This is a genomic window from Roseovarius sp. MMSF_3359, assembly GCF_030733385.1.
Classification (GTDB): domain Bacteria; phylum Pseudomonadota; class Alphaproteobacteria; order Rhodobacterales; family Rhodobacteraceae; genus Roseovarius.
This window is the reverse complement of sequence record NZ_JASHJC010000004.1, coordinates 1-24,472: the sequence shown is the minus strand read 5'-3', so window position 1 is coordinate 24,472 and position 24,472 is coordinate 1. Positions and strand designations below refer to the sequence as shown.

The following is a 24,472-nucleotide window of genomic DNA, read 5'->3' as shown; positions in this document are numbered from 1 at the left end:
GCGCCGTGACCTCTCCGCGCCACCGTCAAACGGCGGTGGATTTGCATGACACCCGTAGCAGATTGCCCTAGTCGCGCGGGCGTGACCGCCATCCGCCCCGCCGTTTGGGTTTCATTGCCCTGGCATTGCCCTCATCGAGAACCTGCGTCATTGGGTGGTCGGGGAAATCGGCGCGGTACCGGTCCAGAAGCGCCGCTATCATGGGTCGGCTATCTGCCCCGTCCGGTGTCGAAAGCGCCCAGTCGAGAAAAATTGATCGGCATTCCCCAAGGGTGATCGCGTCAATCCGGTAGGCCTCCCGGATCAATCCCTTGTGGTCCAGTGGATCGCGCTCCATCTCAACACCCTCGCGGTTGCCGCGCCAGCGCACGGTCAATGATTTCTGCGGCGGCTCCGGTTTCGGCCTCCAACGCCTCAAGGAGCGCCTCGAGCGAGTCATGACCCGTCTCGCGCAACACGAACCCGGCACCTCCTGCGCCAAGCTGTTCGGGGTCGAGCGGTTTGTCACTCAGCAGGCGCGCCGCCTGAAGCACTTGCCAGCAAAGCCCGTAAGCCCGCGACAACGCCGTCCTGTCCGCGTCATCCAGCCAGCCGATTGCGACGCCCGCCGCCAAACCCGCCGCCACATCGCGTTTGGCACCGCCCCCCATCAGCGATCCGGCCTGTGCCAGAAGCTCGATCTCCTGTTGCCGCCCTGGGCCGAGCTTTGTGTCCCACGGACCTTCGGGGCGTTTCGCCGCGGCAATCCGTTCGCGCATTTCCGCGACCTCGATCAAGACCCGCGCCGGATCGCCCTTCTCGGCCAGAAGCGCCACGCGAAACGCCTCGACCTCTTTGGCCAGATCGTCAGGGCCGGTGATGACACGCGCGCGGGTCAGGGCCAGGTGCTCCCACACCCAGGCATCGTTGCGCTGATACTCCTGGAACGAGGCCCAGCCCGTGGCTACTGGCCCCTGGTTGCCCGACGGCCTTAGGCGCATATCGACCTCGTAAAGCCGCCCTTCGGCCATCGGCGCGGTCAGGGCGGTAATCATCGCCTGTGTCAGCCTGGCATAGTAAAGCCGCGAAAGAAGCGGCCGCCGCCCCTCGGACTGATCCACCCCCGCCGCGTCATAGATCACGATCAGATCGAGATCTGACCCGGCGTTGAGTTTCCTGGCCCCGAGCGAGCCCATGCCAAGCACGACCGCACCGCGCCCCGGCGGAAGCCCGTGTTTTTCGGCAAAATGCGCCACCACCTCGGGCCAGACCCCGGCAATCACCGCGCCCGCCAGATCCGCATATTGCCCCCCGGCATCATCCGCGCCAATTAGGCCGCGCAGGTGATGCACACCGATCCGAAAATGCCACTCCTTGCGCCACCGCCGCGCCGCATCGAGCTTGCGCTCGTAATCCGTCTCTCCTTCCAGGTGATCTTTCAACGCCGCCTCAAGCGCCGCACACCCCGGCCAGGGGGCAAAAAAATCACCGCCGATCACCGCGTCGAACACCCCTGCATTCTGCGACAGATATCCCGCAAGCGCGGGCGCGGTACCGACAATATCCACCAGCAGATCAATGAGGTGCGGATTGGCCTCGAAGAGCGAAAACACCTGCACCCCGGCCGGAAGACCGGCGAGGAATCCGTCAAACGCCATCAATGCCTCGTTGGGATGGGCGGTATTGGCGAGCCGCGACAGGATATCGGGTTTGAGTCGGTTGAAGATCTGCACCGCCCGCGCCGAGCGCAGCGCCGGATAGCTGGGCCAGCGGCGGATCACGTCATCGTCCAACCCCTCGTGCACCGCGCCGGTGGTTTCACCTGCTTCGGGGGCAAAGAACTGCTCGATCACGTCATGAACCTCGCGCAGCCGCCCCCGCAGATCGGCCTTGAGCGCATCGGTCTCTGTACCCATGAACGCCGCCAGCCGGTCAAATTCATCATCCGAGGTCGGCAGGGAATGCGTCTGCGCATCGCGCAGCATTTGCAACCGATGCTCCACCTCGCGGTGATGGCGGTAATGATCCGTCAAAAGCCGCGCTGCGTCGGACGGAATCCATCCCTTCTCCGCCAGTTTGCCAAGCCCCTCGACCGTGCCGCGCACACGCAGATCCACGTCGCGCCCCCCGGCGATGATCTGCCGTGTCTGGGTGAAAAACTCGATCTCGCGGATGCCGCCCTGCCCCAGTTTCATGTTGTGGCCCTGGAGGTTCAACCGCCCGCCTAGCCCCTTATGCTCGCGGATGCGCAGCCGCATGTTATGGGCATCCTCAATCGCCGCAAAGTCGAGATGCTTGCGCCAAACGAAGGGCCGCAGCGTATCGAGAAACCTCTGCCCGGCCACGAGGTCCCCGGCACAGGGGCGCGCCTTGATATAAGCGGCGCGTTCCCAGGTCCGCCCGAGGCTTTCGTAATAGGCCTCCGCCCCCGCCATCGCCATACAGACGGGTGTGACCGCCGGGTCCGGGCGCAGGCGCAGATCGGTGCGAAAGACATAGCCGCCCGCCGCGCGGTCGCTCAGCATCGACGACATCCGTCGCGTGGCCCGTACGAAGGACGCGCGTGCCTCGTGATACTCATCCGGGTCGAACCGGGTTTCATCAAACAGGCAGATCAGGTCGATATCCGAGCTGTAATTAAGCTCTCCGGCGCCCATTTTGCCCATGGCCAGCACCACCATGCCACCTGCGGTCGGCACATCATCAGGCGTCATCCCGGGCAGCTTGCCGCGCTTGATCTCGGCGCCGATGGTGGATTTTAGGGACAGATCGACCGACAGATCGGCAAAATCGGTCAGGACCTGCGTCACCATCTCAAGCGGCCAGACACCGGCCAGATCCGCAAGCCCGGTGATGAGGGCAACCTGCCGCTTGGCCTTGCGCAACGCCTCGGCAAGCTGATCCGGCGCCACCATCGGCAGGTCGGCGAACACATCGCTGACCGCGCCTTCGGGATCGTTCAGTGCAACAGGCAGCCAATCGGCCTCCTGCGCGATCAACGTGGCCAGGTACGGGCTGCACCCCGCCGCCCCGTCGATCAGATCGGCGAGCTCCGCCACCAAACCCGGCACCAGCGCACGGGCTTCGGCCCCCTGTTCGGGATCGTAAGGGCGCGGCAGGCGGGTGATACGCGGGGCAAATTCCATGGGTCCAGTGATACAAGCCCCCCCGGGCGGGTCAACGCCCAAGACGCGCCCGGAATGGCCGGTCTTTTGCTGGCGCAGCAAGGGTGATACGGATCGGCAACGTGATCTCGCCGGAGAAACCAGATGAGTAAGAGCCTGAAACGAGTGATCCGCGCCCTTTCCGAGGCCGGCATTGAGTCGGCACCGGTGGAAATCGGGCAGGCCACCACCGCGCAGATGGCCGCCGATCTTGTCGGCTGCGCGGTCGATCAGATCGCGAAATCAATTATTTTCCGTGGCGAAACCACCGGCGCGGCCCTGCTTTTCATCACCGCTGGCGGCAGCCAGGTGGATGCCGCCCGCGCCAGCGCCCTGGCGGATGAACCGCTTGGCAAGGCCGATGCGGCACTGATCCGCGCGCAGACCGGTTTTGCCATTGGCGGCGTCTCTCCGGTGGGGCATCTGACCCCGCCACGGGCGTTTTTCGACCCGCGTCTTCTGGCGTTCGATCAGGTCTGGGCGGCCGCAGGCACCCCCCGGCACGTCTTTGCCGCCGCACCCGCCGACATGATGCGCATCGCTGGCGCGACGGTGGCTGATTTCACCAACTGATATCTTTTTCGCGTCTTATTATGTGGTTACACAACAAAGCTAATCCACTCGCCTTGCGATCCCGCTTTCTCATCGCTACCTAAATCACCGTCACAGCCAACCGGGGCCTTATGCTGAAATTCATCAATCTGGGGCTTCTCGTCCTTTTTCCGATCTCCTGGTTTGCGCCGCTAATGCGCGCCGGTCTCGGGTTGCCCCTTTTCGGGCTGGATGAGATCAGCGTGATCTCCGGTCTGCAAAGCCTCTGGGATTCGGATATTTTCCTCGCACTTTTGGTCACCTTCTTCGCCCTTTTCGCGCCTTACATGAAAACGCTCGGGCTGGCGCTGATTCATTTCGGGTTGATGCGGCGCAAGGTGCTGCCCGTCCTGCATATCCTTGGCAAACTGGCGATGGCCGATATCTTCCTGATCGCGCTTTACATCACGCTAAGTAAGGGCATCGGCATCGGCAAGATCGAGACTGCCTGGGGGCTGTACCTTTTCACCGCCTGCATCCTCGCCTCGATCACCATCGGCTTTCTCACCGAAAAACGCGCGCGGCGCGAAACCTGATTTCGGGGTTTGACCGACCGCGCCGCATCGGGCATCACCGACCCATGGCAAAATCGAGCACTTTCACCTGCACATCCTGCGGCGCGACCCATTCTCGCTGGTCCGGGCGTTGCGATGCCTGCGGCGAATGGAATTCCATCGTCGAAGAGGCACCGCTGACAACCGGCCCCAAGTCGAAATCCCTGGGCGCCAAACGGGGTACGCCCATCCCGCTCAGCGATCTTTCGACCGATGAAGCGCCCCCGCCCCGGACGCGCTCGAACCTGGCAGAGCTGGACCGGGTACTGGGCGGGGGCCTTGTGCCTGCCAGCGCGATCTTGGTGGGAGGTGATCCAGGCATCGGCAAATCGACCCTTCTTTTGCAGGCCGCGGCGCGTTTTGCACAATCGGGGCTGAAAACCATCTATGTCTCGGGCGAAGAGGCCAGCGCGCAGGTGCGGATGCGCGCGCAACGCCTTGGGCTGGCCGATGCGCCGGTGCAACTTGCCGCCGCGACGTCCCTGCGCGATATCCTGACCACGCTTGAAGCCGAGAGCCCGGGCCTTGTCATCATCGACTCGATCCAGACGATCTGGTCCGATACGGTCGAAAGCGCGCCGGGCAGCGTGGCGCAGGTCCGCGCCGCGGCCCATGAACTGACCAGTTTCGCCAAGCGCAAGGGCGTCTCCGTCGTCCTTGTGGGCCACGTGACCAAGGAAGGTCAGATTGCCGGCCCCCGCGTGGTCGAACACATGGTCGACACGGTGCTTTATTTTGAAGGCGAGCGCGGGCATCAATTCCGCATCCTGCGCGCGGTCAAGAACAGGTTTGGTCCCGCCGATGAGATCGGCGTGTTCGAGATGACGGGCAAAGGGCTGGCCGAGGTCGCGAACCCCTCTGCGCTTTTCCTGTCGGCGCGCGGTACGCCCAGCCCCGGCAGCGTGGTTTTCGCGGGGATCGAAGGCACGCGGCCCGTTCTTGTCGAATTGCAGGCGCTCGTCGCCCCCACCCCGCATTCGCAGCCTAGACGTGCGGTTGTCGGCTGGGACGGGGCGCGATTGGCGATGATCCTCGCGGTGCTGGAATCACGCTGCGGCATCCCGTTTGCCGGGCTTGATGTCTATCTCAACGTCGCGGGCGGGCTGAAAATCGGCGAACCGGCGGCCGATCTGGCCGTTGCCGCGGCCCTTCTTAGTGCCCGGGAAGACACAGTTTTGCCCGCAGATACAGTGGTTTTTGGCGAAATTAGTTTGTCCGGCGCCCTCCGACCGGTAGGACAGACGGAAAACAGGTTGAAAGAAGCCCGAAAACTTGGTTTCACGTCGGCCATCGCGCCCGCGGGCGGAAAATCCACCGGGGATAGCGGCATGGAAGTGTCGCTGATGGGCGATTTGACGAGTTTTGTGGGTGAAAAATTCGGCGCGGGATAAGCGCCGCTGAGGTTCGAGGAAGAGCAAATGGACGGCTTTACCATCATCGACGGCGTTGTGGCGCTGGTTATCGTCTTGTCGGCATTGCTGGCCTATTCGCGCGGTTTCGTGCGCGAGTCGCTGGCCATCGCGGGCTGGATCGCCGCCGGTATCGTGGCCTTCATCTTTGCCCCGCAGCTTGAGCCGATCGTCAAGGAAATCCCCGTCGTGGGCGAATTCATCGCCGATAGTTGCGAATTGTCGATGATCGGGGCCTTTGCCGTGGTCTTTGCCATCGCGCTGATCGTGGCGTCGCTCATCACCCCGCTGTTTTCGTCGCTGGTGCAACGCTCCGCCCTTGGCGGGCTGGACCAGGGCCTTGGATTCATCTTTGGCGTGGCCCGGGGTATCCTTCTGGTTGCAGTAGCCTATTTCGTCTATGAGACGGTCATCACCTCGCAAAATATTCAGATTATCGACGACAGCCGCTCTGCCCGGGTCTTTGCCCAGATGACCGACAAGGTCGAAAGCGGCAATCCCGAAGAGGCGCTTGGCTGGATCACCAAGCAATACGAAGAACTCGTCGGCAAATGTGACGCCCCGCGCCTGCAGCAGGTCGAGTAAATCGCCGGAAAAACGGGGAATCAGGCAGAATCACTCCGATTCGACCGGTTTCGGAATGCAATCAAATCCTTGTTTTTAAGGGCGAAACCGTCGTTCTTGGTTAACAGTTTATTACCCGGCGTTCGCATCTGGCGGGGAATGGCATGCTGGTCAGGGTGACTGGCAACCATATGGAAATATTGACTTTTAATCGCCCTGACCGTGTCGAAATTATGGCAGATTTTCGGGTCCTGTTGGTTGGCAGACAACGAACCGCATCTAGCCGAAGGAAACAACAACATGCTTCTCAATCATTCTGCCGCTTTCACCAGCTTTGAACCCGTCACCGAGGGCGCCGCAGCCCCCCGCAACCACATCGCCGCACCGGCCATGACCGCCGGTACGATGGTCGAAACCCAGGAAGGGTGGATGCCTGTCGAACGGCTTGCCCTGGGGGATGCTGTCTATACCTTTGACGGTGGCCTTGCCCCGATTGCCAACCTGCGTCAGACCCGCCTCAATGCCGGTACTCAACTATGGCATGTGCCCGGCGGCGCGCTTAACAATTGCTCCGACCTGTACCTGACCCAGGACCAGCACGTGATGATTTTCGACGACAATGCCGAAGATCTCTACGACACGCCCTATGTGCTGGTGCCGGCCACCGCCCTGCAAGGGTTCCGTGGCACCCGCCAGATGGACTGCCTGCCAGGCACCATTGCCGTCGAGATGACGTTTGACGCTGACGAGGTGGTGTTTGCCAATACCGGCACGCTGATCCGCTGCGCCGCGCAATCCGGCAAGGGCGACGGCTTCTTCCGTATCCTCACCAATGCCGAAGCCCGGATCCTGCTGGCCCTGCTGGACACCGACGAAACCGAACGTCTGCACGCTCTGGCCGCCTGAAGATACGCAGCCGCATCACGGTCGCCCCTCATTTCCGGGGCGGCCATGGCGCTCGGGTCGATGGGCAATTCTGCGCCAATAACAAACGCTTGACTTGTTGAATTTCGCCGAAGGGCTAGTTTTGACCTACCCGCAGCGAACAGATGGTGATCTGAATGGTACTCCGCAGCTTCTTTGCTTTCGACAACGCCAATCTCGTCGTGACGTCCAGTTCGAATGGCTCTCTTGTCGGCAATCCGATCATCAACAACGGCAACACACCCAATGGCACTGTCTTTGTCTATTCGAGCGGCGGTGGTGCGACGGTCACGCTGGATGACGATGAAAGGCGAAATGTCTTCGATGATGACGAAGAAGAGGATCACGTCATCGTCGATGGGGGCGGGCTTGTTGCGAACGGGACCGAGGTCGAAGCGGAATCGCGGATTTTCGTGCGCGCCCTCGATGGGAACGGCGATCCGACCGGGCCGACCATCCGGCTCACGGTGTTTTCCCAGGATGGCAACTTCAGCGACATCTGGGGCTTTGGCACCAACCGCGAGCTCCAGGACGGCGTGTCCTATGTCAAGGTCAGCGGCTCCAACACCGGTGACACCCGGTACAACAGCTTCATAACGTGCTTCGGCCCCGGATCAGCGATCAGAACCGCGTCGGGCGACATGCCCGTCGAAGATATCACCGTAGGCCAGATGGTCTGGACCCGCGACAATGGTGACATGCCCGTCACCTGGATTGGGTCGACGACCGTCCCCGGAACGGGTGCCTTTGCGCCCGTCGTTTTCACCCCCGGCAGTATCGGTAATGATGCCGAACTCGTTGTCTCACAGGAACATCGGATGTTCTTTGCCTCGGCCCAGGCCGAGATGCTCTTTGGGCAATCCGACGTCCTGATTGCCGCAAAACACCTTTGCGGGCTGCCGGGGGTTAATATCATCGAGCGAGAGGAGATCAGATATACCCACCTGATGTTCGACAGCCATCAGATCATCCAATCGAACGGTGTGCTGACCGAAAGCTTTTTCCTCTCCGAAAACGCGCTTTCGGGCGTGACCCGCGATCAGCGTCGGGAGCTTCTGTCGCTGTTCCCGTCGCTTGATGAGGGGGTGGAAAGGTTCGGCCGCAGTGCCGCGCTGACCCTGCGCAAGGCAGATGCCGCGCTCCTTCGGCCGCACCTGCCCTGATGCCGTGATCGGGCCGACGTGACGTAACGGCGACAGCACATTTCGGATACCGCGAGATTTTATGATAGTTTCGTGACATACTGGACCCAAACCCCTATGTACGGGTCAAATCGCGAGTAAACGGATTCGGAGCTGCCCCCCTTGTCCAAACAGATGCCCCCTGCCCATCCCTTCGACGATGACAAACTTCACGAGGAATGCGGCATATTCGGCGTCATCGGCCTGACCGATGCGGCGAATTTCGTGGCCCTTGGCCTGCATGCGCTGCAACATCGGGGGCAAGAGGCCGGCGGGATCGTCTGTCACCACCCGGAACATGGGTTCAACTCGGCGCGGCGTTTCGGCTATGTCCGCGACAATTTCACCAAGCAATCCCTGATGGAAACCCTGCCCGGGCCGCTGTCGATCGGGCATGTGCGCTATTCGACCGCCGGGGGCAAAGCGCCCGTCATCCGTGACGTACAGCCGTTTTTCGGCGAATTTTCCATGGGCGGCGCGGCGATCGCGCATAATGGCAACATCACCAACGCCGATGCGCTCCGGCGGGAACTGATCGAACGCGGCTCGATCTTTCAATCGAATTCCGACAGTGAATGCATCATTCACCTGATGGCGCGGTCCCTGCAACGCACGATCCCGGAACGCATGGAAGATGCCCTGCGCCGGGTCGAAGGGGCGTTTTCCGTCGTGGCGATGACCCGGACCAAGCTCATCGGTGTGCGCGATCCGCTTGGCGTGCGCCCGCTCGTACTGGGCCAGGTCGGCGATGGCTGGGTCCTGAGTTCCGAGACCTGCGCGCTCGACATCATCGGCGCGCAATTCGTCCGCGAGATCGCGCCGGGCGAAATGGTGGTCATCACCGACAAGGGTGTCGAAAGTCACTACCCGTTCCGTCCGCAGCCTGCGCGTTTCTGCATCTTCGAGCATGTCTATTTCTCGCGCCCCGACAGCATCATCGGCGGGCGCAGCGTCTATGAGACCCGCCGCCAGATCGGCATCGAACTGGCCCGCGAAGCGCCGGTCGAGGCGGATCTTGTCTGCCCGGTGCCGGACAGCGGCACACCGGCGGCCATCGGGTTCAGCCACGAATCGGGCATTCCCTATGCCATGGGCATCATCCGCAACCAATATATGGGCCGGACCTTCATTGAGCCGACCGAGCAGATCCGCAACATGGGCGTGCGCCTGAAGCTCAACGTCAACCGCGCGCTCATCAAGGGCAAGCGCGTGATCCTCGTCGATGACAGCGTCGTGCGCGGCACGACCAGCCGCAAGATCAAGGAAATGATCCTCGATGCGGGCGCCAAGGAGGTGCATTTCCGCATCGCCAGCCCCCCCACCGCCTGGCCCTGCTTTTATGGTGTCGATACGCCCAACCGCGAAAAGCTCCTGGCCGCGACCATGTCCGAAGAGGAAATGCGCGACCACCTGGCCGTGGACAGCCTCAAATTCATCTCGCTCGACGGGCTTTATCGCGCGGTTGGCGAGGCCAAAGGCCGCGACAAGGCCTGCCCGCAATATTGCGATGCCTGCTTCTCGGGCGAATACCCCGTGACCCCGTCGGACATGATCGAAAAAGGGTTCGAGCTGAAGGCCGCCGAATAAGTCGCCTATTCACGCGGAAGCAGGCCCCAGCCGATACAATGCTGCGTTGCAGCGTAAATCCGCTGATCGGGCGGTGACGTGACCTTTTCTTTACCTGACCCGCCTGTTATGCGCCCGCCGCGCACATAGATGGCGCGATATCACGGGCCATGACGCGCCCGGTCAGCCCAAGGTCTCCAATGTCAGATCAAACAGATACCCCGCAGGAAACCCTGCGCGCCGCCACCATTGAAAATGCGATGCACCAATCCTGGGCAACGGTTCTGGGAACGGTGGTCAAACCCGAAGAGGTGCGCGCCCTGATCCGTTACAGCAGCGGCAGGATCGCCAATGTCACCCCGGGTGACCGCGTGGGGCGCGGCACCGTCGTCGCGATCGAGGACGGCGTTGTGGTTCTGACGCTCAATGGCGAGACCCGCAAGCTCAGGGTCGGCGGCGTTTGACAATCGCCCCGCTTTCCGGGCAGATGCGGCTGCCATGACACCGCCGATCCTTACCTTCCGTCCGCATCACTTTCTCTGCTCGCTCGGGTTTAAGGGCAAGGGCTATTCCGATGGATTCACCGCGAACATGTCGCAGATCGTGGTGGACACGCTGCGCGCGCCCGGGGGCGACGACACGCTGATCGAGGTAACCGGTGCCACCGATGACATTTGCGGCCCCTGCCCCAAGCGGCGCGGCACGCTCTGCACCGAACAGGCCAAGATCGCCGCTCTCGACGCCCGCCACGCCCGCGCATTGCGGCTCTTTGTCGGCACCCGCCTGAGCTGGGGCGAGGCGAAACGGCGGATCGTCAAACACGTCCCGCCGGGCTCATTACAAACGTTGTGTCAGGGCTGCCAATGGTTGGAACTGGGCCTGTGTGAAAAAGCCTTGGCCGATCTGCACGATGGTCATTAGCTGTCGGCCGGGCTCATATCCGTCCGCTCTGAGCACCTGCAACCATTAGTTTCGCCGCGCAGTGCGCGTCGACCTGAGCCTTCCCAACTCAGAAACGGTCTAGTTTGCGGCTTGTGCCCACAGTCATCGCTGCGTCGCATCACGGAAAGCCGATCCGCCTTGCCGCGGGAATAACGGTCGTTCGGCTGTCATTTGAGACACCAGCGAAAGGCGTTCTAGGAGGATATTCTCAACGCCCAGTCCGATGGCGGAATCCACAAGCGGTGAAGCATCAGTTTCTGATCGTTTATAGTGTAAACCTCGACATCAGCAATTTGCCCGATCGTCCCAGAGGCGACGTTCAGCTTGGCGCAGATATCATCAGAAAACCTGCCCGTTGCGATTTGCCAGTCGAACCGAACCGAGGGCAATCCGAAGCGGGTTTGCAGGAGCGTGCGGATCGCCACATCCTTGATCATCTCCGGGTCGAGATCGAGAAGAATACGCAGGCGCGGATCAGCCAGGTAGATGTCGCTGTGCACCATGAACTCGCCAGATACTTCCAGGTCACGCGACACTTTCAGCATGGGACCATTATCGCCGAAGAACCGGGACCCCGGCCCCGGCGACAACGTTTCGGTGACTTCGATGGACTTGAAATCAACCGTCTCGCTGCGCCCGTCCTCGCGGTGCCGGAATCTGAGAAATACGATATCGCGATTCAGGTTGTCTTCCGACGCAACGAAGCTTCCCTGCTTCTGCTTTCTGACAATCACCTTTTGATCAGAGAGCATCTTCAAAGCCGCCTGGACGGTTGCCACGCTCAGCGGCAACAGGTGGGCAAAGTCCGCATCCGTCGGCAGGCGGTCACCCGGGTTCCAGAAACCGCGCTCGATCATCTTGAGGACCGCCTGATAAAGCCTATCGCGTTTACGCCCGGGTTTGTTGGCAAGGTCGTCGTAGAAACCCAGAAGAGCTTCTATCCGGATGTCCGAGGTCGGCTTCTTCTTGAGTTCTTTCATTTGGTCTCTTTCGCTTTCAGGCGTCTGCGAATACCAAATTGCCAGATAAAGAACAGGGTCAGAAGCGAAAACGGCAATGCAATCGGGCTGGTGAAGTAAACCAGCGGGTTGTTGTCGTTCAAGACCATTGCCTGCCTGAGGGTTTGCTCAAGGATCGGCGTCAGCAGGAAGCCGATGAACAGCGATACGATGGAAAACCCTGTTTTGCGCATGATGAAGCCAAGAATGGCAAAACCGAACATCAGGCCAACCTCGAAGAGCGAGTTCGACGGGATCCAGGCGCCAAGCACGCAGAAAACGGAAACCGCGGGCAGGATCACGGCCTTTGGCACTTTAAGCGCCATGACCCAGAGAGGAATACCCGCGCGCCCGATGAACAGATGTACGACATTGGCCATGAGCATCGAGGCGAAGAGCGCGTAGACGATCTGTCCGTTCATCGCCATCATGAAAGGCCCGGGCGTAATGCCATGGATCGTGAAGGCGCCAATCAGCAAGGCGGCGGCGATGTTGCCCGGGATACCAAGCGCAATCGTTGGGATCAGGTTTGCACCTGAAACTGCGCTGTTGGCGGCTTCGGTCGCGGCGATGCCTTCCAGATGGCCCGTGCCGAATTTCTCGGGCGTTTTCGAGGCGCGTTGCGCGGCGCCATACCCCAAAAAGCCCGCCAAAGTGACACCAAGGCCCGGCATCATACCCACGAACGTGCCGATATAGGACGAACGCACCAGCGTTTTCAGGCAGGCCCGGAATTCGTGCCAGTGAATGCGCTGTGCTGCCTTGTCCCAGGTTGTGATGGCGGATGTCGGATCAAGATGCGGCCGCCAGATATCCACCAACTGGCTAAGAACCGAGGACATGGCCAGCAACCCAATGGCCAAGGCGTTGAGCGAGATGCCGTCGTAAAGGGATATCACACCGAAGGTCATACGCTGGCTGCCGTCTTCGGGGTCGAGCCCGATCGTGGCGAGGAACATGCCCACGGCCGCGGCCAAGAGGCCCTTGGTCAGCGAATTGCCCGAAAGCCCGGCAATCAGGGTAAAGGCCAGCAACACCATCGCCGAGATTTCCACCGGTCCGAAGAGCAATGCCAAGGCTGCGAAAGGAGCGGCCAGCAGGATCAGAACGACATCGCTGGCGCAATCGCCAAAGACCGATGAATAGAGCGCCATCCGCATGGCCTTCACCGGTTTGCCCTTCTGCGCCAGCGGATAGCCGTCACGGGCTGTGGCGACGTTTTCAGAACTGCCCGGCGCATTGAGAAGGATGGCCGGAATGGCGCCGCCGGATGTGCCGCCCTTGGTAATGCCGATCAGGAAGGCGAGTGCGGTCACCGGGGGCATGTAAAAGGTAACGGGGATCAGGATGGTCAGGGCGGTCACCCCGCCAACCCCCGGCAGGACGCCGAACAGGATGCCGATGGCGACGCCGAGAATGACAAAGACAAGATTCCAGAGCGTCAGCGCATCGCCAAAACCGGCGATCAGTTGCGCGAAAATGTCTGCAAACATGGCGTTCCCCCTAGAACATACCGGTCGGGACGGTGATGTAGAGCGCGCTCCACAGGATCTGTTTCAGCGCAATCGGAAAGCCCACGCATAGGATCAGCAACCAGACCGGCTTGCGAAATCCGCCGAACCACATGCAGGCCGCAAGGGTCAGGGACGTGGCGATGACAAAGCCCACATATTGCAGCAAGACGACGTGTCCCGCGCATCCCAAAGCCAGCAGGACCGTATTGCTGATCTCTCGCTGCCCGAAGCCCTGGATTTCGTTGTCCTCGTTGTCCTCTGCGATGGCTTCAAGCCCCCTGACCCGGCGCAACACCACCCCGGCAAGCAAGCTGAGCGAAAGGACCAGGACAGCAATCGCCGACAGGCGTGGCATGAATTGCGCCGACAATCCTTGTCCGGAACCGTCGCGAACGGCGACGTGAACCGGGATCAGGTAAGCGAGCGCAAAGAGGCTCAGGGTAGCAAGGCAGACCGATGCGGCGATGTTGAACGTGCTGAGATCCGAAGATCCCAGCACCTCCTCGTTATTGGCTGCCTCGGCCATCAGTTCGCAGTGATTTTGGACAAGTTGTCGTTCAATCCATCCAAGTAGGCTTTCAGATCAGAGCTGCTGACCATAGCTACCGGCGCTTTCAACCGCTCCTCCACGATGGTCACGAAGTCAGCATCCGCCGCGGCCGCCGTGATCGCCTGTTCGAGTGTCGCCGCGATATCGTCTGGCACGCCCGCCGGGGTCAGGAACACGATTTTGGCAGGCATGGACATACCGTAACCGGCCTCGGCAAAGGTCGATTTATCCGCAGCGTTCGGCAGACGGCTTTCATTGAATGACCCGATCACGTCCCACAGCTCGGGGTTCTGGTTGTGGATGCCGCCGGAATAGCCCGCCTCGACCTGTCCCGACAGCAGGAGCTGTGTGACCTCCGCACCACCGCTGGCGGTTACGACACGGGCATCGATTCCGGATTGTGACACCAGTTCATCGACGAACAACTGCGTGATCCCGCCGATATGGGCCAGTTTGACGCCTGGGTTAGCCTTCGCATATTCGACAAATTCCTCGAACGATCCATATGGCGCGCCCGCCTTGGCGATGAAGGCGTTCTGGTATTCCGCCACCGCTGCGATCGGGCGGAAACTGTCATACGAGAAATCCACTTCGCTGGCATGGGGGATGTAGGCGGGAATATCGTCGCCACCCATCAGGACCGTGTATCCATCCGGCTCCGAATTGGCCAGCACCGACCCCCCAACGGCCCCGCCGCCGCCCTTGTGGTTGACCACGACTACTGGCTGCCCAAGCTCTTTGGTCATCGCCTTCGCGAAGACACGCGCCATCGTGTCGGTGCCGCCACCCGCGCGGTAGGGCACGATCAACTGGACGGGTTTTTCCGGGAAAGCCTGGGCCTGCGCCGATGATGTGGTTGCCACAACCGGGGCAAAAGCCAATCCCGCTGCCAGCGTCAGCGCGCTCGCTAGCTTTCCGAACTGGATGCTGAATGCAGATTTCATATCTGTCTCCCTGTTTGAGCCGCGGTAAATCGGAGCGATTCGCCAGCGGACCATCTTCATTGTGGGTACAAGATACACAAAACTAGATAAAAAACTAGTTTTTATAATGTAATCCCTTCAAGAAACTCTGCTGCGTCAAATTTTGCGCCTACTTTCTTGCCGATAAAGCACAAAACCTCGCAAGTATACGATGACACTTGGCGCGCCGTTTTCAGGATATGTAGCACATGTCAAACCACCAACGCTGCTTTGAGGGGTTGAAATCAATCCTGATTCAATAGAAACTAGTTTATATAATCAACAGCCGACAAGAACCGATTGGGAGACCCACCATGCAGCGAGCCAATACTGTTTTCATCTTGTCGGACGAACATAACAGGGATGTCCTGGGGTGCTACGGGGACCCCCATGTCAAGACACCGAATCTCGACAAACTGGCGGCGCGCGGCACGTGCTTTGACAATACCTATTGCAACTCGCCGGTCTGCGTTTCCTCCCGGGCCTCGCTGGCGGCAGGGCGCTTCCCGCACCAGATCGGCGCCTGGGACAGCGCATCGCCCTATTTCGGAGCACCGAAGGGGTGGGCCAGCAGGCTGCGCGACCAGGGGCACGAGGTCGTCTCGATCGGCAAGCTTCATTATCGCTCGGCCCAGGACGACAATGGATTTTCGGCAGAACACGCCCCCATGTACGTGCATAACGGTGTTGGATGGATCAGCAGCCTGTTGCGCAACCCGCCGTTTCCCCTGCCCGGCGCGGAACTCATGGCCAAGCAGATCGGCGCTGGAGAAACCGACTACACCGCATATGACCGCCGGATCACCGAACTCACCTGCGACCGGCTGACCGAGGCCGCGAGACGCGAGCACAACAAACCCTGGGTGCTATATGTCGGTCTGGTGGCGCCGCATTTCCCGCTGATCGCACCGCAGGAATTTTTCGACCTCTACGCCGATGTGGATTTGCCCGCCCCGCGGCAATATGCCGAGGACGAGCGCCCGCGCCACCCGGTGCTGGATGCGTTACGGGAGTCGTCGGATTACGATGGTCCGTTTACCGACGAAAGCGTCCGTGTCGCGCGGCAGGCCTATTATGGCCTGACCTCCTTCCTTGATCACAATATCGGTCTGATCATGGATGCACTCGATAAAAACGGGCTATCGGAAACCACCCGGGTCATCTACACGACCGATCATGGAGAGAACCTTGGACATCGCGGGCTCTGGGGCAAGTCAGTCATGTACGACGATTCAGCCGCCCTGCCGCTGATCGCCGCTGGTCCGGGCATCCCAGAGGGCCAACGCGTGAAGACACCCGTGTCGCTTGTCGATCTGCACCCGACGCTGACCGAATTCGCTGGCGAAGACATCCATCCAGACGATGGCGACCTGCCGGGTACCTCTCTGTCGAAGTGGTTCGATGCGCCGGAGGCCGACAGGGCGGTTTTCAGTGAATACCACGATTGGTCCGCGATCACGGGGATGTTCATGCTGCGCACGGCGGAGTGGAAGATCGTGCGGTACCCCGGATACCCGGACCAGTTGTTCAACATGATCGACGACCCGAACGAAAAGGTTGATCTGGCCGATGATCCGGCGCATGGCGACGTTTTGAATGACATGCGCGAGCGTTTGGCGGCGGTGACCAACGTAGATGAGGTCAACACGACCGCTTTCAGGGACCAGAAGATCAAGATCGACGCCCATGGCGGACCCGAGGCGATCATGCGGGCCGAGGACAAGGCCTATACCCCTGCCCCGACCGAAGACCCCGACGCGGTTCTGGCCGACAGATACGAGCCCTAACGAAACCCGGCCGGCTTAGGTTTCGCGAAACAGGTAAATCGGGCTTGACCAGGCAAGATGCCCGTCCTCGGTTGCGATACGGCACCAGATTGGCGTGTCGCCTTCTGGGGCCAAGGCCACACGCTGCGTCACTGAAAACGACCGATGCGAGAGAGCATCCGGCAAGCACGCCACCGTGACCTTGCGGTCCAGGCCCCCGGCTTCGAGCGTCACGGGTTCGACACCCAACGACGACAACCCGATCTGTTGAGAGACATGATTTGTCGTGATCGCGGCCTCGCCTTGCACTGTGTCCAGCCAGACATCGAAACCCACGAAATTGCCGGTGGTCAGCAGATCGAATTCGACCGTGTCATCGCCGGTTTGTTCGAGGATCCTGTCGTGGTTCCAGGCATTGATTTTCGTGAATTTCTCGATCCGTGCACCTGCAAAACGCACCTGACCCGTCCAGGTCGTTTGCCGCCCGCGGCCACGATATTCCGCCCCGTGAAAACAGATGCGCACGCGGTGGCCCAGATCGCTTTGATCGTATGGGCGGAAAGTCTCCAGAACCTCAGCGCCACGCAGAAGGTCAATCGAGAGCAAGGGCGATTGAGTTTCGGCAGCGACAGTGATCTCGCTCTCGTCATCAGACACCGCGACGATATCGCCCATCATCGCCCGTTCGGACAGGAATGAACCACCCGGCCCCAGCCTGGGGTCTGTCTCGAATATGCGCGCTTGTCCGTCAAATCGCGCCGTGACATCCAGGTGCAGCCGCGCGCCCGTCGTGCCATAGTGGTGTCGGCGACGCATTGCGTCAAAGATCCTGTCCCGGCTCAGCTCGGTTGCCAGAAAACAGGTCAGCCCGCCAAAGGCGCCAAAACTCGCGGCGCCAGGATGGCTGGCCCCCGGACGGCCCTTGTGGCCATCGGAATTGCATACAAGCCCGTGCCGGTAGCCCAGATCAAAACTGTCGTTCATGATCCATTCGAACGTCCCCCAGTCGGAGTGTACTTCGACGGATGTGCGCAGCGCCCCGCCATCGGCCTGGGCGATGTTGGCCGGTCGGCCGCCCACATGCGCGAACAGCGCGCAATCCTCGTCCTTCAGCGCGTTGAACAAGGCCGAGGTCGTGTTGACGTCATCCCCAAGATCGCTTCGGTCCTGCAACAGAGCGTGCGACGAACGCCGTATCCTGCGGCCTTCGTGACGGAAGAAAACATTGTGATCGCCGCCCGTCGGCGTATTTCCGGACCATTCGTAGCCCGGGAATGCGACGAAGCGCCCCGGCTTGTCAAATTCCGCCGTAACCTCGTTGATCTCGTCCCAGAACCGGTTCTTGATCTGAAAGTCATTGGCCTGATGGCTCATCACGTCCAGCATCGCCAGATCACGGCCAAATTCAAGGTATTCGCGGATCGTGTTGATGCCGACGGTTTCACCGCTTTGCCCGTGCAAATCACCCCAATAGCCCTCCAATGTGCTGTCGCGCACCACCAACGGGTTCGAACGTGCCAGCTCAGCGCCCGCGTCATCACAAAGGGCAATCCGCAGGACGCAGGGTTCGGGCACGCTCAACCCATCCAGGCGCAGCGACCGTTGCCCCTTTTCGAATGTCACTGTGTCCGGCAACCCGTCGACGGGCCGGTCGGCATGAAGCCGGAACGTACCGTCAACCTGATCGGACGGGTTGCCCCAGATGTCATCTGCACGCAGGCAGAGCGCGAATGTGCGTTCTGGACGGCGCAGGCCCGGCAGGATGGCCCGCCAGGTCGCCGGCGGCCCCGGCATGATCGTGATCGCCGGGCGATCCGGCAGCGGCATGTAATGCCGCGTCGCGCAGGCATCGACGAGCACCCGAAACTCATGGGCGCTTTCGCAAAAGGTCGGCATCCGCAGCCCCGGTCCGCCCTGCGACCGGTCTCCGAAAGTGATCGTGATCGTATCGCCGGGCCGCATGTAGCCTTTGTTCAACGTAACGCACAGCGATCGGTCCCACGGGCGCTGGTGGCCCAGCCGTTCGACCTCAAGATCAAGCGAGACCCCATTCGAGGCAGCAGCCGTTACATAGTTCATCGCTGCCGGGTTGTCCGTTTGCCAGCGCCCGCCATCATTGGTGAATCGCTGCACAACCTTCAGGCCACCCGTGTCATCCAGCCCGAATTTGCCGACTTCGTAGATCAACTGGAGCGTCTGCATGGATCGGATTTCGACCGGGTCTGCCGGTGTCAAATAGGCCGATCCGTAGTCCGACAGATCGACACCAGGATGCGCGGAAGGCCAGACATCGCCCATCAGACGGTCCGGGATGATGCTCGGATTTTCCTGGTTGCGTGTCACAGAAACCTATCCCGTGGAGAATAATGAAGCCGCGGCAAGATCCATCGTAGCATTCCCGACCGATTTGAAGAGCGTTATTTCCGTGTCGCTGCGCCGAGTATCCTTGCCGATGCACAACGTGTGAAGGTCGCCCAAGATATTCGCTTCCGAGATCGCGCCCGTCTCGAGCGGTATCTTGATCTCGCCAGCCTCAGAAAGCGCAAAGCGCGTGTCGACATAGATGGATGATCGTTGCAGCGCGAGGTCGTCGGCTTCGCGCATCGCCGGTGTGAACGCGCCCAGAAGATCGATGTGTTGTCCGTCACGTAGCCATTCACCCCGCAGGACAGGTTCGGTTGCCAGGGTTGCCGCGCTGATGATGTCGGCCCGGGGCACCTCCTGGGACAGATCCTCGGCGATATCCGCTTTCCATCCATCGGCCCTCAGCATCTCCACCAGTTTTTGCGCCGATCCGGGGGTTCTGTTCCAAACCAACACCTCGTCGATCGGTCTCACGGCCCGAAAGGCTTCGGGCAACTGGCACGCCACTTTGCCGGCACCAAGCACAAGCAGACGACGCGCATCCGGGCGCGCAAGGTGCCGGGCCGCGAGCGCCGATGCCGCCGCCGTCCTGCGGGTGGTCAGAACTGCGCCGTCCAGAACGGCCAGATGCGCCCCGGTCGCCCGGTCAAAAACCAGCACCGAACCGGCAATAGCAGGCAACCCCCGGGCGCTGTTGCCCGGTGTTGCGGTGACGATTTTCACGCAACCAATCCTGTCGGACCATGCAGGCATCAGAAGAAGGGTGGCGTCCGGCTCTGCGGTCATTGGCATGGTATGATGATGTCGGTCAGGGGCGGACAGGCCTTGCGAAAACATATCCTGCATCCGGTCGATCAGCGCCGGAAACGGCAGGTTTTCAGTAGTTTCTGCAGCGTCGAATATTTTCATTGCCATGCCCATTCCTGTGCTCTTCAGGGTCACTGGGAACAAACAATGGCTTTGGCAAAAGTAAAACGGCGTCGCGGCACAGAAAAGTTGCATGACCGTACAACAAAGATCGCTTTCGCTGGCTACCCCTTGTGCAGCAGATCAAGAAACCCGCGGGTCACCACGGAGTGTTTTCGGGTCCGTTTGCGAACGACAGTTATCGGACTGGAATAGGCGAAGGCCTCGGGCAAAATGCTCAGCAGATCGGAATCTGCCGCATGTTTGGGCAAAAAGCCCAGGTAGGCACCGGCCTGAACCAGTGTTGCCACCGCCTCGGTCTGGTGCACCGTGGGGCCGCGCGGGAACTGCTCCTTGATATCGGCAAGCCGCTCACCTTCCAGATACCCGCGGTAAACAAGCTCGTGGTGCAGAACATCGTCAAACGACAGCTTTGCACCGTCACTTAACTGGCGAGCTAAAGGGTGCGATGGCCCGGCAAACAATGCCACGTCTTCGACGTAAAGATCTTCGTAAACCAGCTCGGGCAGAGACCGATAGGCCGGAACGATCCCAAGGTGATAACTGCCGTCAAGAACACCGCGTTCAACTTCGCCCGGGGACAGTATCGCAAGATTGATCGTGACACGCGGCGCCAGATCTCGGAAGGCGCGTATGGCGGAAAGCATCGGATTGTTCGGATCGGTAAAGCTGCTATCGATCATCGCAACGTCGATCTTGCCCACGAAATCATCGTTGATCGACGCGATGTTTTCGGCAAAATCCTCCGCTGCGGCCAAGAGCTGATTGACGTAGGTCAGCGCCTGCTCTCCATGTTGCGTCAGCTTGAACCCGCTGCGCCCGCGGTAGCAGAGCTTGAACCCGAGCCGGGTTTCCAGATGCGAAATCTGGCGCGATATGGTCGAACGCCCGACGCCGAGCTCGCTCTGGGACGCCGAGAAACCGCCGCATTCCGCCACGGTCTTGAACACGCGGATCAGGTGCATGTCAGAATCGCTCACCCGGCCCAGCAGCTTTCTTCTTTTGTTGAGCTTTGGCTCCATCAGGCAAATTCCACGTCTGTTGATGGGTCTTTGTTTCATGTTTATTCACCAAAGCCACTGTAATTCACACCCCAATCCGTGCCTTCTTCGTGGCAGACTGCCGGACAGAGCCGAAAGGAGGGCCACCATGACGACCAATCCTGCTGAAATCCTGTCCGATGCCATTGGGGCGGAACAGGTTTTGACCGGTGAGGCACTTGCCGCGCGCAATCCTGGTTATTGCGAAGACAGTCTCGGGGCGCAGGTTCTGGTTCGGCCCCGGAGCACCCAGGACCTTGTCACGATCTGTCAGACAGCGGCGGACAACAAGATCGCCCTGGTACCTCATGGCGGTCTGACCGGACTGGTTGACGCGACAGCATCTCACATGGGTGAGGTCATCGTATCCTTTGAACGCATGAACCGCGTGCTGCGCATTGACCCGGCGCAGGGCATCGCCGTAGTCGAGCCGGGTGTCACCTTGGAGGCGCTTACTGACGCGCTGTCAAAGCACGACGTGATTTGTGGCGTCGATATTCCGTCACGCGGCTCCTGCACGTTGGGTGGCATGGTTTCGACCAATGCAGGCGGCGCCCGGGTCCTCAGATACGGAATGATACGCCAGAACGTTCTCGGCCTGGAAGTCGTCTTGGCGAACGGTCAGATTCTGGACATGACGAGCCCCCTCCTCAAGAACAATGCGGGATATGACCTCAAGCAATTGTTCATAGGCTCGGAAGGAACCTTGGGGCTTGTGACCAAGATCGTTCTCAGGCTCTGGCCCGCGCCAAAATCCTTAAGCTGTGCGCTGGTGGCGTGCGACAGTTTCGATCACTTCTCCCAACTGTTCGAAAGGGCGCGGCACGTGCTTGGCGCCCGCCTGATGTCGTTCGAGGCGATGTGGCCCGACTACTACCGCCTGACCACATCACAACCCGGCTTCGGCGCGCCACCGCTTGGGGCAGATCACGGGCTCTATGGCGTGATCGAAGTATCGGGAGCGGATGAAGAATCGGCCCAAAATGCGTTGATGTCCTTGATGGAACCGGCGTTTGAGGCCGGATTGGTCGCGGATGCCATCGTCGCACAATCCGAGGCCGAACGCGCCACGATCTGGCGCGCACGGGAGGACAGCGATGCCATCGAACATCTCCACGAGACATATCTATCCTATGATGTCGGCTTCGAGCTGCGCGATCTCGGCCCCTTCGCGACGGCGCTGGTCGACAACTTCGCATCCCGTTTTCCGGAAATTACACCGTACATTTTTGGCCATGTCGGTGATGGCAACCTGCATGTGATGTACGGGCTTTCGCACTCCGAGGCCGCCAATCGCGATGTTTATGACGCGCTTCTCTATGATACCGTCTCAGGGTTTGCGGGCAGCACTGTCTCGGCGGAACACGGTATCGGGCTTGAAAAGCGGGCCTATCTGGACCGCTCGATCACGCCTCAGATGCTTGACGTCATGAAATCGCTCAAGCGCACACTGGACCCAGACAACATTCTAAATCCCGGCAAAATCTTTGAGCTCTGAAGATGAAAGAGACCAGATCGAAACTAACCGATCTGGTCCTTGGGTTCCGGCGATTGGTCACACGGATCAGCGTTTGGCCGCAATCACCATGAATTCAACCAGAAACTCCGGCGCGCCCAGCCTCGATTCACCACAAGCCCGGGTGGGCTGATTGTTCGGGTCGACCCAGGCATCGTAAACTGCGTTCATACCGTCGAAATCATCCATATCGGCCAGCCAGACCGTCACCGACAGAATGTCGCTTTTGGTGCCGCCCGTAAGCGCCAGCAGCCGTTCCACCTCGGCCAGTGCATTGCGGGTCTGCTCTGCAATGCCGTCACCCTCTCCGATCTGGCCAGCGAGATAGATCGTATCGCCATGCACAACGGCCTGGCATTTACGCCCGTCGGGCTCGTAACGTGTGATAGTCATGTCGCATTACCTTTGCTTTTGGCCCGAAACCCGGGCGCATGAGTGATCAGGGAAAGGATCTGGAACAACATCTGCGCGCCAACCTGCGCGGTATTGGTCCCGGGATCGTATTGCGGTGCCACCTCGACAACATCACCACCGATGAAATCGACACCTTTCATGCCGTTGAGGATCATGGTCGCCTCGCGAGAGCTCAGCCCGCCGACCTCGGGCGTGCCGGTGCCGGGCGTGAAGGCCGGGTCCAGCCCGTCCACGTCGAAGCTCAGATAGGTCGGGCCATCGCCCAGCACCTCGCGGGCCTTCGCGATGACGGCCTCGACACCCATTTCATGCACTTCTTCGGCGTGAATGACCGTCATTCCCGAGGCAAAAGAGAACTCCCAAAGGTATTCGCCACCGCCACGGATGCCGATCTGAACCGTGCGTTCGGGGTCCAGCAGCCCATCCAGGACCGCGCTGCGAAACGGCCCGCCATGATGAAACTTCTGGCCCTCGTAAGGCCCGGCAGTGTCACAGTGGGCGTCGATCTGGATCATGCCAACGGGCCGGTCCGCCGCGATCGCCTTGAGGATCGGATAGCTGATCGAATGATCGCCCCCGACGCTCAGCGGGATCACGCCGCTCTCCGCGACGCCACGATAGAAGGTTTCGATATCCTCGGTGGACATGTTCAGGTCGAACCGACTGCGAAAGGGAACGTCGCCCACATCCGCCACCGAACATTCGGTCAGCGGCGCCGTGCGCAGCACGTGATGGAACGGGCCGATCCGCTCGACGGTCCGAACCGCCCGCGGGCCGAAACGCGATCCGTTGCGGTTGGTCACGCCAAGGTCCATCGGCACACCGATTATCGCCACATCCAGCCCGTCGAACCCGTCGTCAGGGGCGTCAGGCCGATAGGGCGCATCCAGGAAAGTCGACACCCCTGAATAAGGCGGCGGGCGACGATCACCGCTGAACAGAGCCTCAGCCACGGCTTGGAATTCAGCATCATGCATCTTGCCGCCGCTGGCGCCCGCATAAAGTTCGCGCAGTTTCTTCAATTTTGGAGACACGTTCATTTCAGGACCTTCCGAAAGGGGTTGGCCCTGCACTAGACCCTCATATGTGTCACAAAAACTGCGCGGTATGAATTTTATGTTGCACGAAAATGCAACAAATAGACCTCAGCGCCTGGCTTCAACCCGGCCCTCACCGGGGATCAGAATGATTTCCTCGCCATCCGACAAAACTGACCAGGCATCTTCACGAAACCCATCCATCAGGGCAATGCCCGCGAAAATCGCGCCCTGAACGAAAATCGGGCTTGTTTGTCGAAAGATGATCCCCGCTGGTGCCAGTTTTCTTTCCTTCAGCCCTGCCAATGACCACGAGGCAGCCACGCCGCCCTTTGGATTCGTGAAGACAAGGATGCGCCCGGTCAGGGACTGTCCGAAAAGGTCGTGATCGCGGTTTGATACGACACCCGTACGCTGATCCAGGTCATATCTGACCCCAAACCCATGGCGCGACAGCAGAACCGGTGCCCTGACGGTGTCGCCCACCCCCCGACCGCCACTCAGGACGGT

At 60.5% G+C, this 24,472-nt stretch carries 23 protein-coding genes; 11 read left to right on the top strand and 12 right to left on the bottom strand.

The features are described from left to right. Window positions 1-67: 67 nt before the first annotated feature. Both RBB29_RS07085 and RBB29_RS07080 read right to left on the bottom strand, forming a co-directional pair. A complete protein-coding gene (locus RBB29_RS07085) occupies window positions 68-337 on the bottom strand; it encodes a hypothetical protein (RefSeq protein ID WP_306113874.1) in 270 nt (89 codons plus the stop codon). 1 nt (window position 338) lies between these two features. Further along, a complete protein-coding gene (locus RBB29_RS07080) occupies window positions 339-3,125 on the bottom strand; it encodes a glutamine-synthetase adenylyltransferase (RefSeq protein WP_306113873.1) in 2,787 nt (928 codons plus the stop codon). Between the two features lie 123 nt (window positions 3,126-3,248). Here RBB29_RS07080 and RBB29_RS07075 point away from each other — a divergent pair, with 123 nt between their 5' ends. From RBB29_RS07075 to RBB29_RS07035, 9 genes are all read left to right on the top strand, one after another. Further along, complete coding sequence (locus tag RBB29_RS07075; RefSeq protein ID WP_306113872.1) at window positions 3,249-3,716, top strand: YbaK/EbsC family protein; 468 nt, start codon at window positions 3,249-3,251, stop codon at window positions 3,714-3,716. Between the two features lie 110 nt (window positions 3,717-3,826). After that, on the top strand, window positions 3,827-4,270 hold the full coding sequence (locus RBB29_RS07070) for a paraquat-inducible protein A (RefSeq protein ID WP_306113871.1): 444 nt from the start codon (window positions 3,827-3,829) through the stop codon (window positions 4,268-4,270). 44 nt (window positions 4,271-4,314) lie between these two features. After that, a complete protein-coding gene (gene radA, locus RBB29_RS07065; RefSeq protein ID WP_306113870.1) occupies window positions 4,315-5,679 on the top strand; it encodes a DNA repair protein RadA in 1,365 nt (454 codons plus the stop codon). 27 nt (window positions 5,680-5,706) lie between these two features. Next, on the top strand, window positions 5,707-6,282 hold the full coding sequence (locus RBB29_RS07060) for a CvpA family protein (RefSeq protein WP_306113869.1): 576 nt from the start codon (window positions 5,707-5,709) through the stop codon (window positions 6,280-6,282). A gap of 279 nt (window positions 6,283-6,561) precedes the next feature. Beyond that, complete coding sequence (locus tag RBB29_RS07055) at window positions 6,562-7,167, top strand: Hint domain-containing protein (RefSeq protein ID WP_306113868.1); 606 nt, start codon at window positions 6,562-6,564, stop codon at window positions 7,165-7,167. Between the two features lie 155 nt (window positions 7,168-7,322). Beyond that, a complete protein-coding gene (locus tag RBB29_RS07050) occupies window positions 7,323-8,348 on the top strand; it encodes a Hint domain-containing protein (RefSeq protein WP_306113867.1) in 1,026 nt (341 codons plus the stop codon). A 153-nt stretch (window positions 8,349-8,501) separates the two neighbouring features. Next, the gene (gene purF, locus RBB29_RS07045) at window positions 8,502-9,953 is read left to right on the top strand and encodes an amidophosphoribosyltransferase (RefSeq protein WP_306113866.1); all 1,452 of its coding nucleotides are present in this window, start codon (window positions 8,502-8,504) and stop codon (window positions 9,951-9,953) included. Window positions 9,954-10,132: 179 nt separating this feature from the next. Next, on the top strand, window positions 10,133-10,396 hold the full coding sequence (locus RBB29_RS07040) for a hypothetical protein (protein ID WP_306113865.1): 264 nt from the start codon (window positions 10,133-10,135) through the stop codon (window positions 10,394-10,396). Window positions 10,397-10,430: 34 nt separating this feature from the next. Continuing rightward, window positions 10,431-10,853 carry a DUF1284 domain-containing protein gene (locus RBB29_RS07035; RefSeq protein ID WP_306113864.1) on the top strand — a complete coding sequence of 141 codons (423 nt, stop codon included), beginning with the start codon at window positions 10,431-10,433 and terminating at the stop codon, window positions 10,851-10,853. A gap of 215 nt (window positions 10,854-11,068) precedes the next feature. Here the strand turns inward: RBB29_RS07035 and RBB29_RS07030 are convergent, their stop codons facing one another. From RBB29_RS07030 to RBB29_RS07015, 4 genes are read right to left on the bottom strand one after another with little or no spacing between them, the layout of a single operon-like run. After that, window positions 11,069-11,854, bottom strand: coding sequence for a GntR family transcriptional regulator (locus RBB29_RS07030; RefSeq protein WP_306113863.1), 786 nt, complete (start codon window positions 11,852-11,854; stop codon window positions 11,069-11,071). After that, window positions 11,851-13,365: a tripartite tricarboxylate transporter permease gene (locus RBB29_RS07025; protein ID WP_306113862.1), complete on the bottom strand. Its 1,515-nt coding sequence runs from the start codon at window positions 13,363-13,365 to the stop codon at window positions 11,851-11,853. The genes RBB29_RS07030 and RBB29_RS07025 overlap by 4 nt, the downstream gene beginning before the upstream one ends. Before the next feature lie 10 nt (window positions 13,366-13,375). After that, complete coding sequence (locus RBB29_RS07020; RefSeq protein WP_306113861.1) at window positions 13,376-13,912, bottom strand: tripartite tricarboxylate transporter TctB family protein; 537 nt, start codon at window positions 13,910-13,912, stop codon at window positions 13,376-13,378. Then, window positions 13,912-14,880, bottom strand: a complete 969-nt coding sequence (locus tag RBB29_RS07015) for a tripartite tricarboxylate transporter substrate binding protein (protein WP_306113860.1) — start codon at window positions 14,878-14,880, stop codon at window positions 13,912-13,914. Before RBB29_RS07015 ends, RBB29_RS07020 begins: the two co-directional genes overlap by 1 nt. 332 nt (window positions 14,881-15,212) lie before the next feature. Here RBB29_RS07015 and RBB29_RS07010 point away from each other — a divergent pair, with 332 nt between their 5' ends. Continuing rightward, on the top strand, window positions 15,213-16,685 hold the full coding sequence (locus RBB29_RS07010; protein ID WP_306113859.1) for a sulfatase-like hydrolase/transferase: 1,473 nt from the start codon (window positions 15,213-15,215) through the stop codon (window positions 16,683-16,685). A 15-nt stretch (window positions 16,686-16,700) separates the two neighbouring features. On the opposite strand, the gene RBB29_RS07005 is transcribed toward RBB29_RS07010, so the two are convergent. From RBB29_RS07005 to RBB29_RS06995, 3 genes are all read right to left on the bottom strand, one after another. Beyond that, on the bottom strand, window positions 16,701-19,007 hold the full coding sequence (locus tag RBB29_RS07005; RefSeq protein WP_306113858.1) for a DUF3604 domain-containing protein: 2,307 nt from the start codon (window positions 19,005-19,007) through the stop codon (window positions 16,701-16,703). A gap of 6 nt (window positions 19,008-19,013) precedes the next feature. Continuing rightward, complete coding sequence (locus tag RBB29_RS07000; RefSeq protein WP_306113857.1) at window positions 19,014-19,943, bottom strand: ornithine cyclodeaminase family protein; 930 nt, start codon at window positions 19,941-19,943, stop codon at window positions 19,014-19,016. Window positions 19,944-20,059: 116 nt separating this feature from the next. Beyond that, entirely contained in the window at window positions 20,060-21,016 is a 957-nt protein-coding gene (locus RBB29_RS06995; protein ID WP_306113856.1) for a LysR family transcriptional regulator, read from the bottom strand. 88 nt (window positions 21,017-21,104) lie between these two features. Between RBB29_RS06995 and RBB29_RS06990 the strand changes: the two genes are divergently transcribed. Further along, a complete protein-coding gene (locus RBB29_RS06990; RefSeq protein ID WP_306113855.1) occupies window positions 21,105-22,493 on the top strand; it encodes an FAD-binding oxidoreductase in 1,389 nt (462 codons plus the stop codon). A gap of 66 nt (window positions 22,494-22,559) precedes the next feature. Here the strand turns inward: RBB29_RS06990 and RBB29_RS06985 are convergent, their stop codons facing one another. The 3 genes from RBB29_RS06985 to RBB29_RS06975 all read right to left on the bottom strand — a co-directional run. Further along, window positions 22,560-22,904 carry a RidA family protein gene (locus RBB29_RS06985; protein WP_306113854.1) on the bottom strand — a complete coding sequence of 115 codons (345 nt, stop codon included), beginning with the start codon at window positions 22,902-22,904 and terminating at the stop codon, window positions 22,560-22,562. Further along, window positions 22,901-23,965, bottom strand: coding sequence for an agmatinase (speB, locus tag RBB29_RS06980; protein ID WP_306121117.1), 1,065 nt, complete (start codon window positions 23,963-23,965; stop codon window positions 22,901-22,903). Before speB ends, RBB29_RS06985 begins: the two co-directional genes overlap by 4 nt. A gap of 105 nt (window positions 23,966-24,070) precedes the next feature. Beyond that, window positions 24,071-24,472 (bottom strand): aconitase X swivel domain-containing protein (locus tag RBB29_RS06975; RefSeq protein WP_306121116.1); only part of this gene is annotated, 402 nt, incomplete at its 5' end.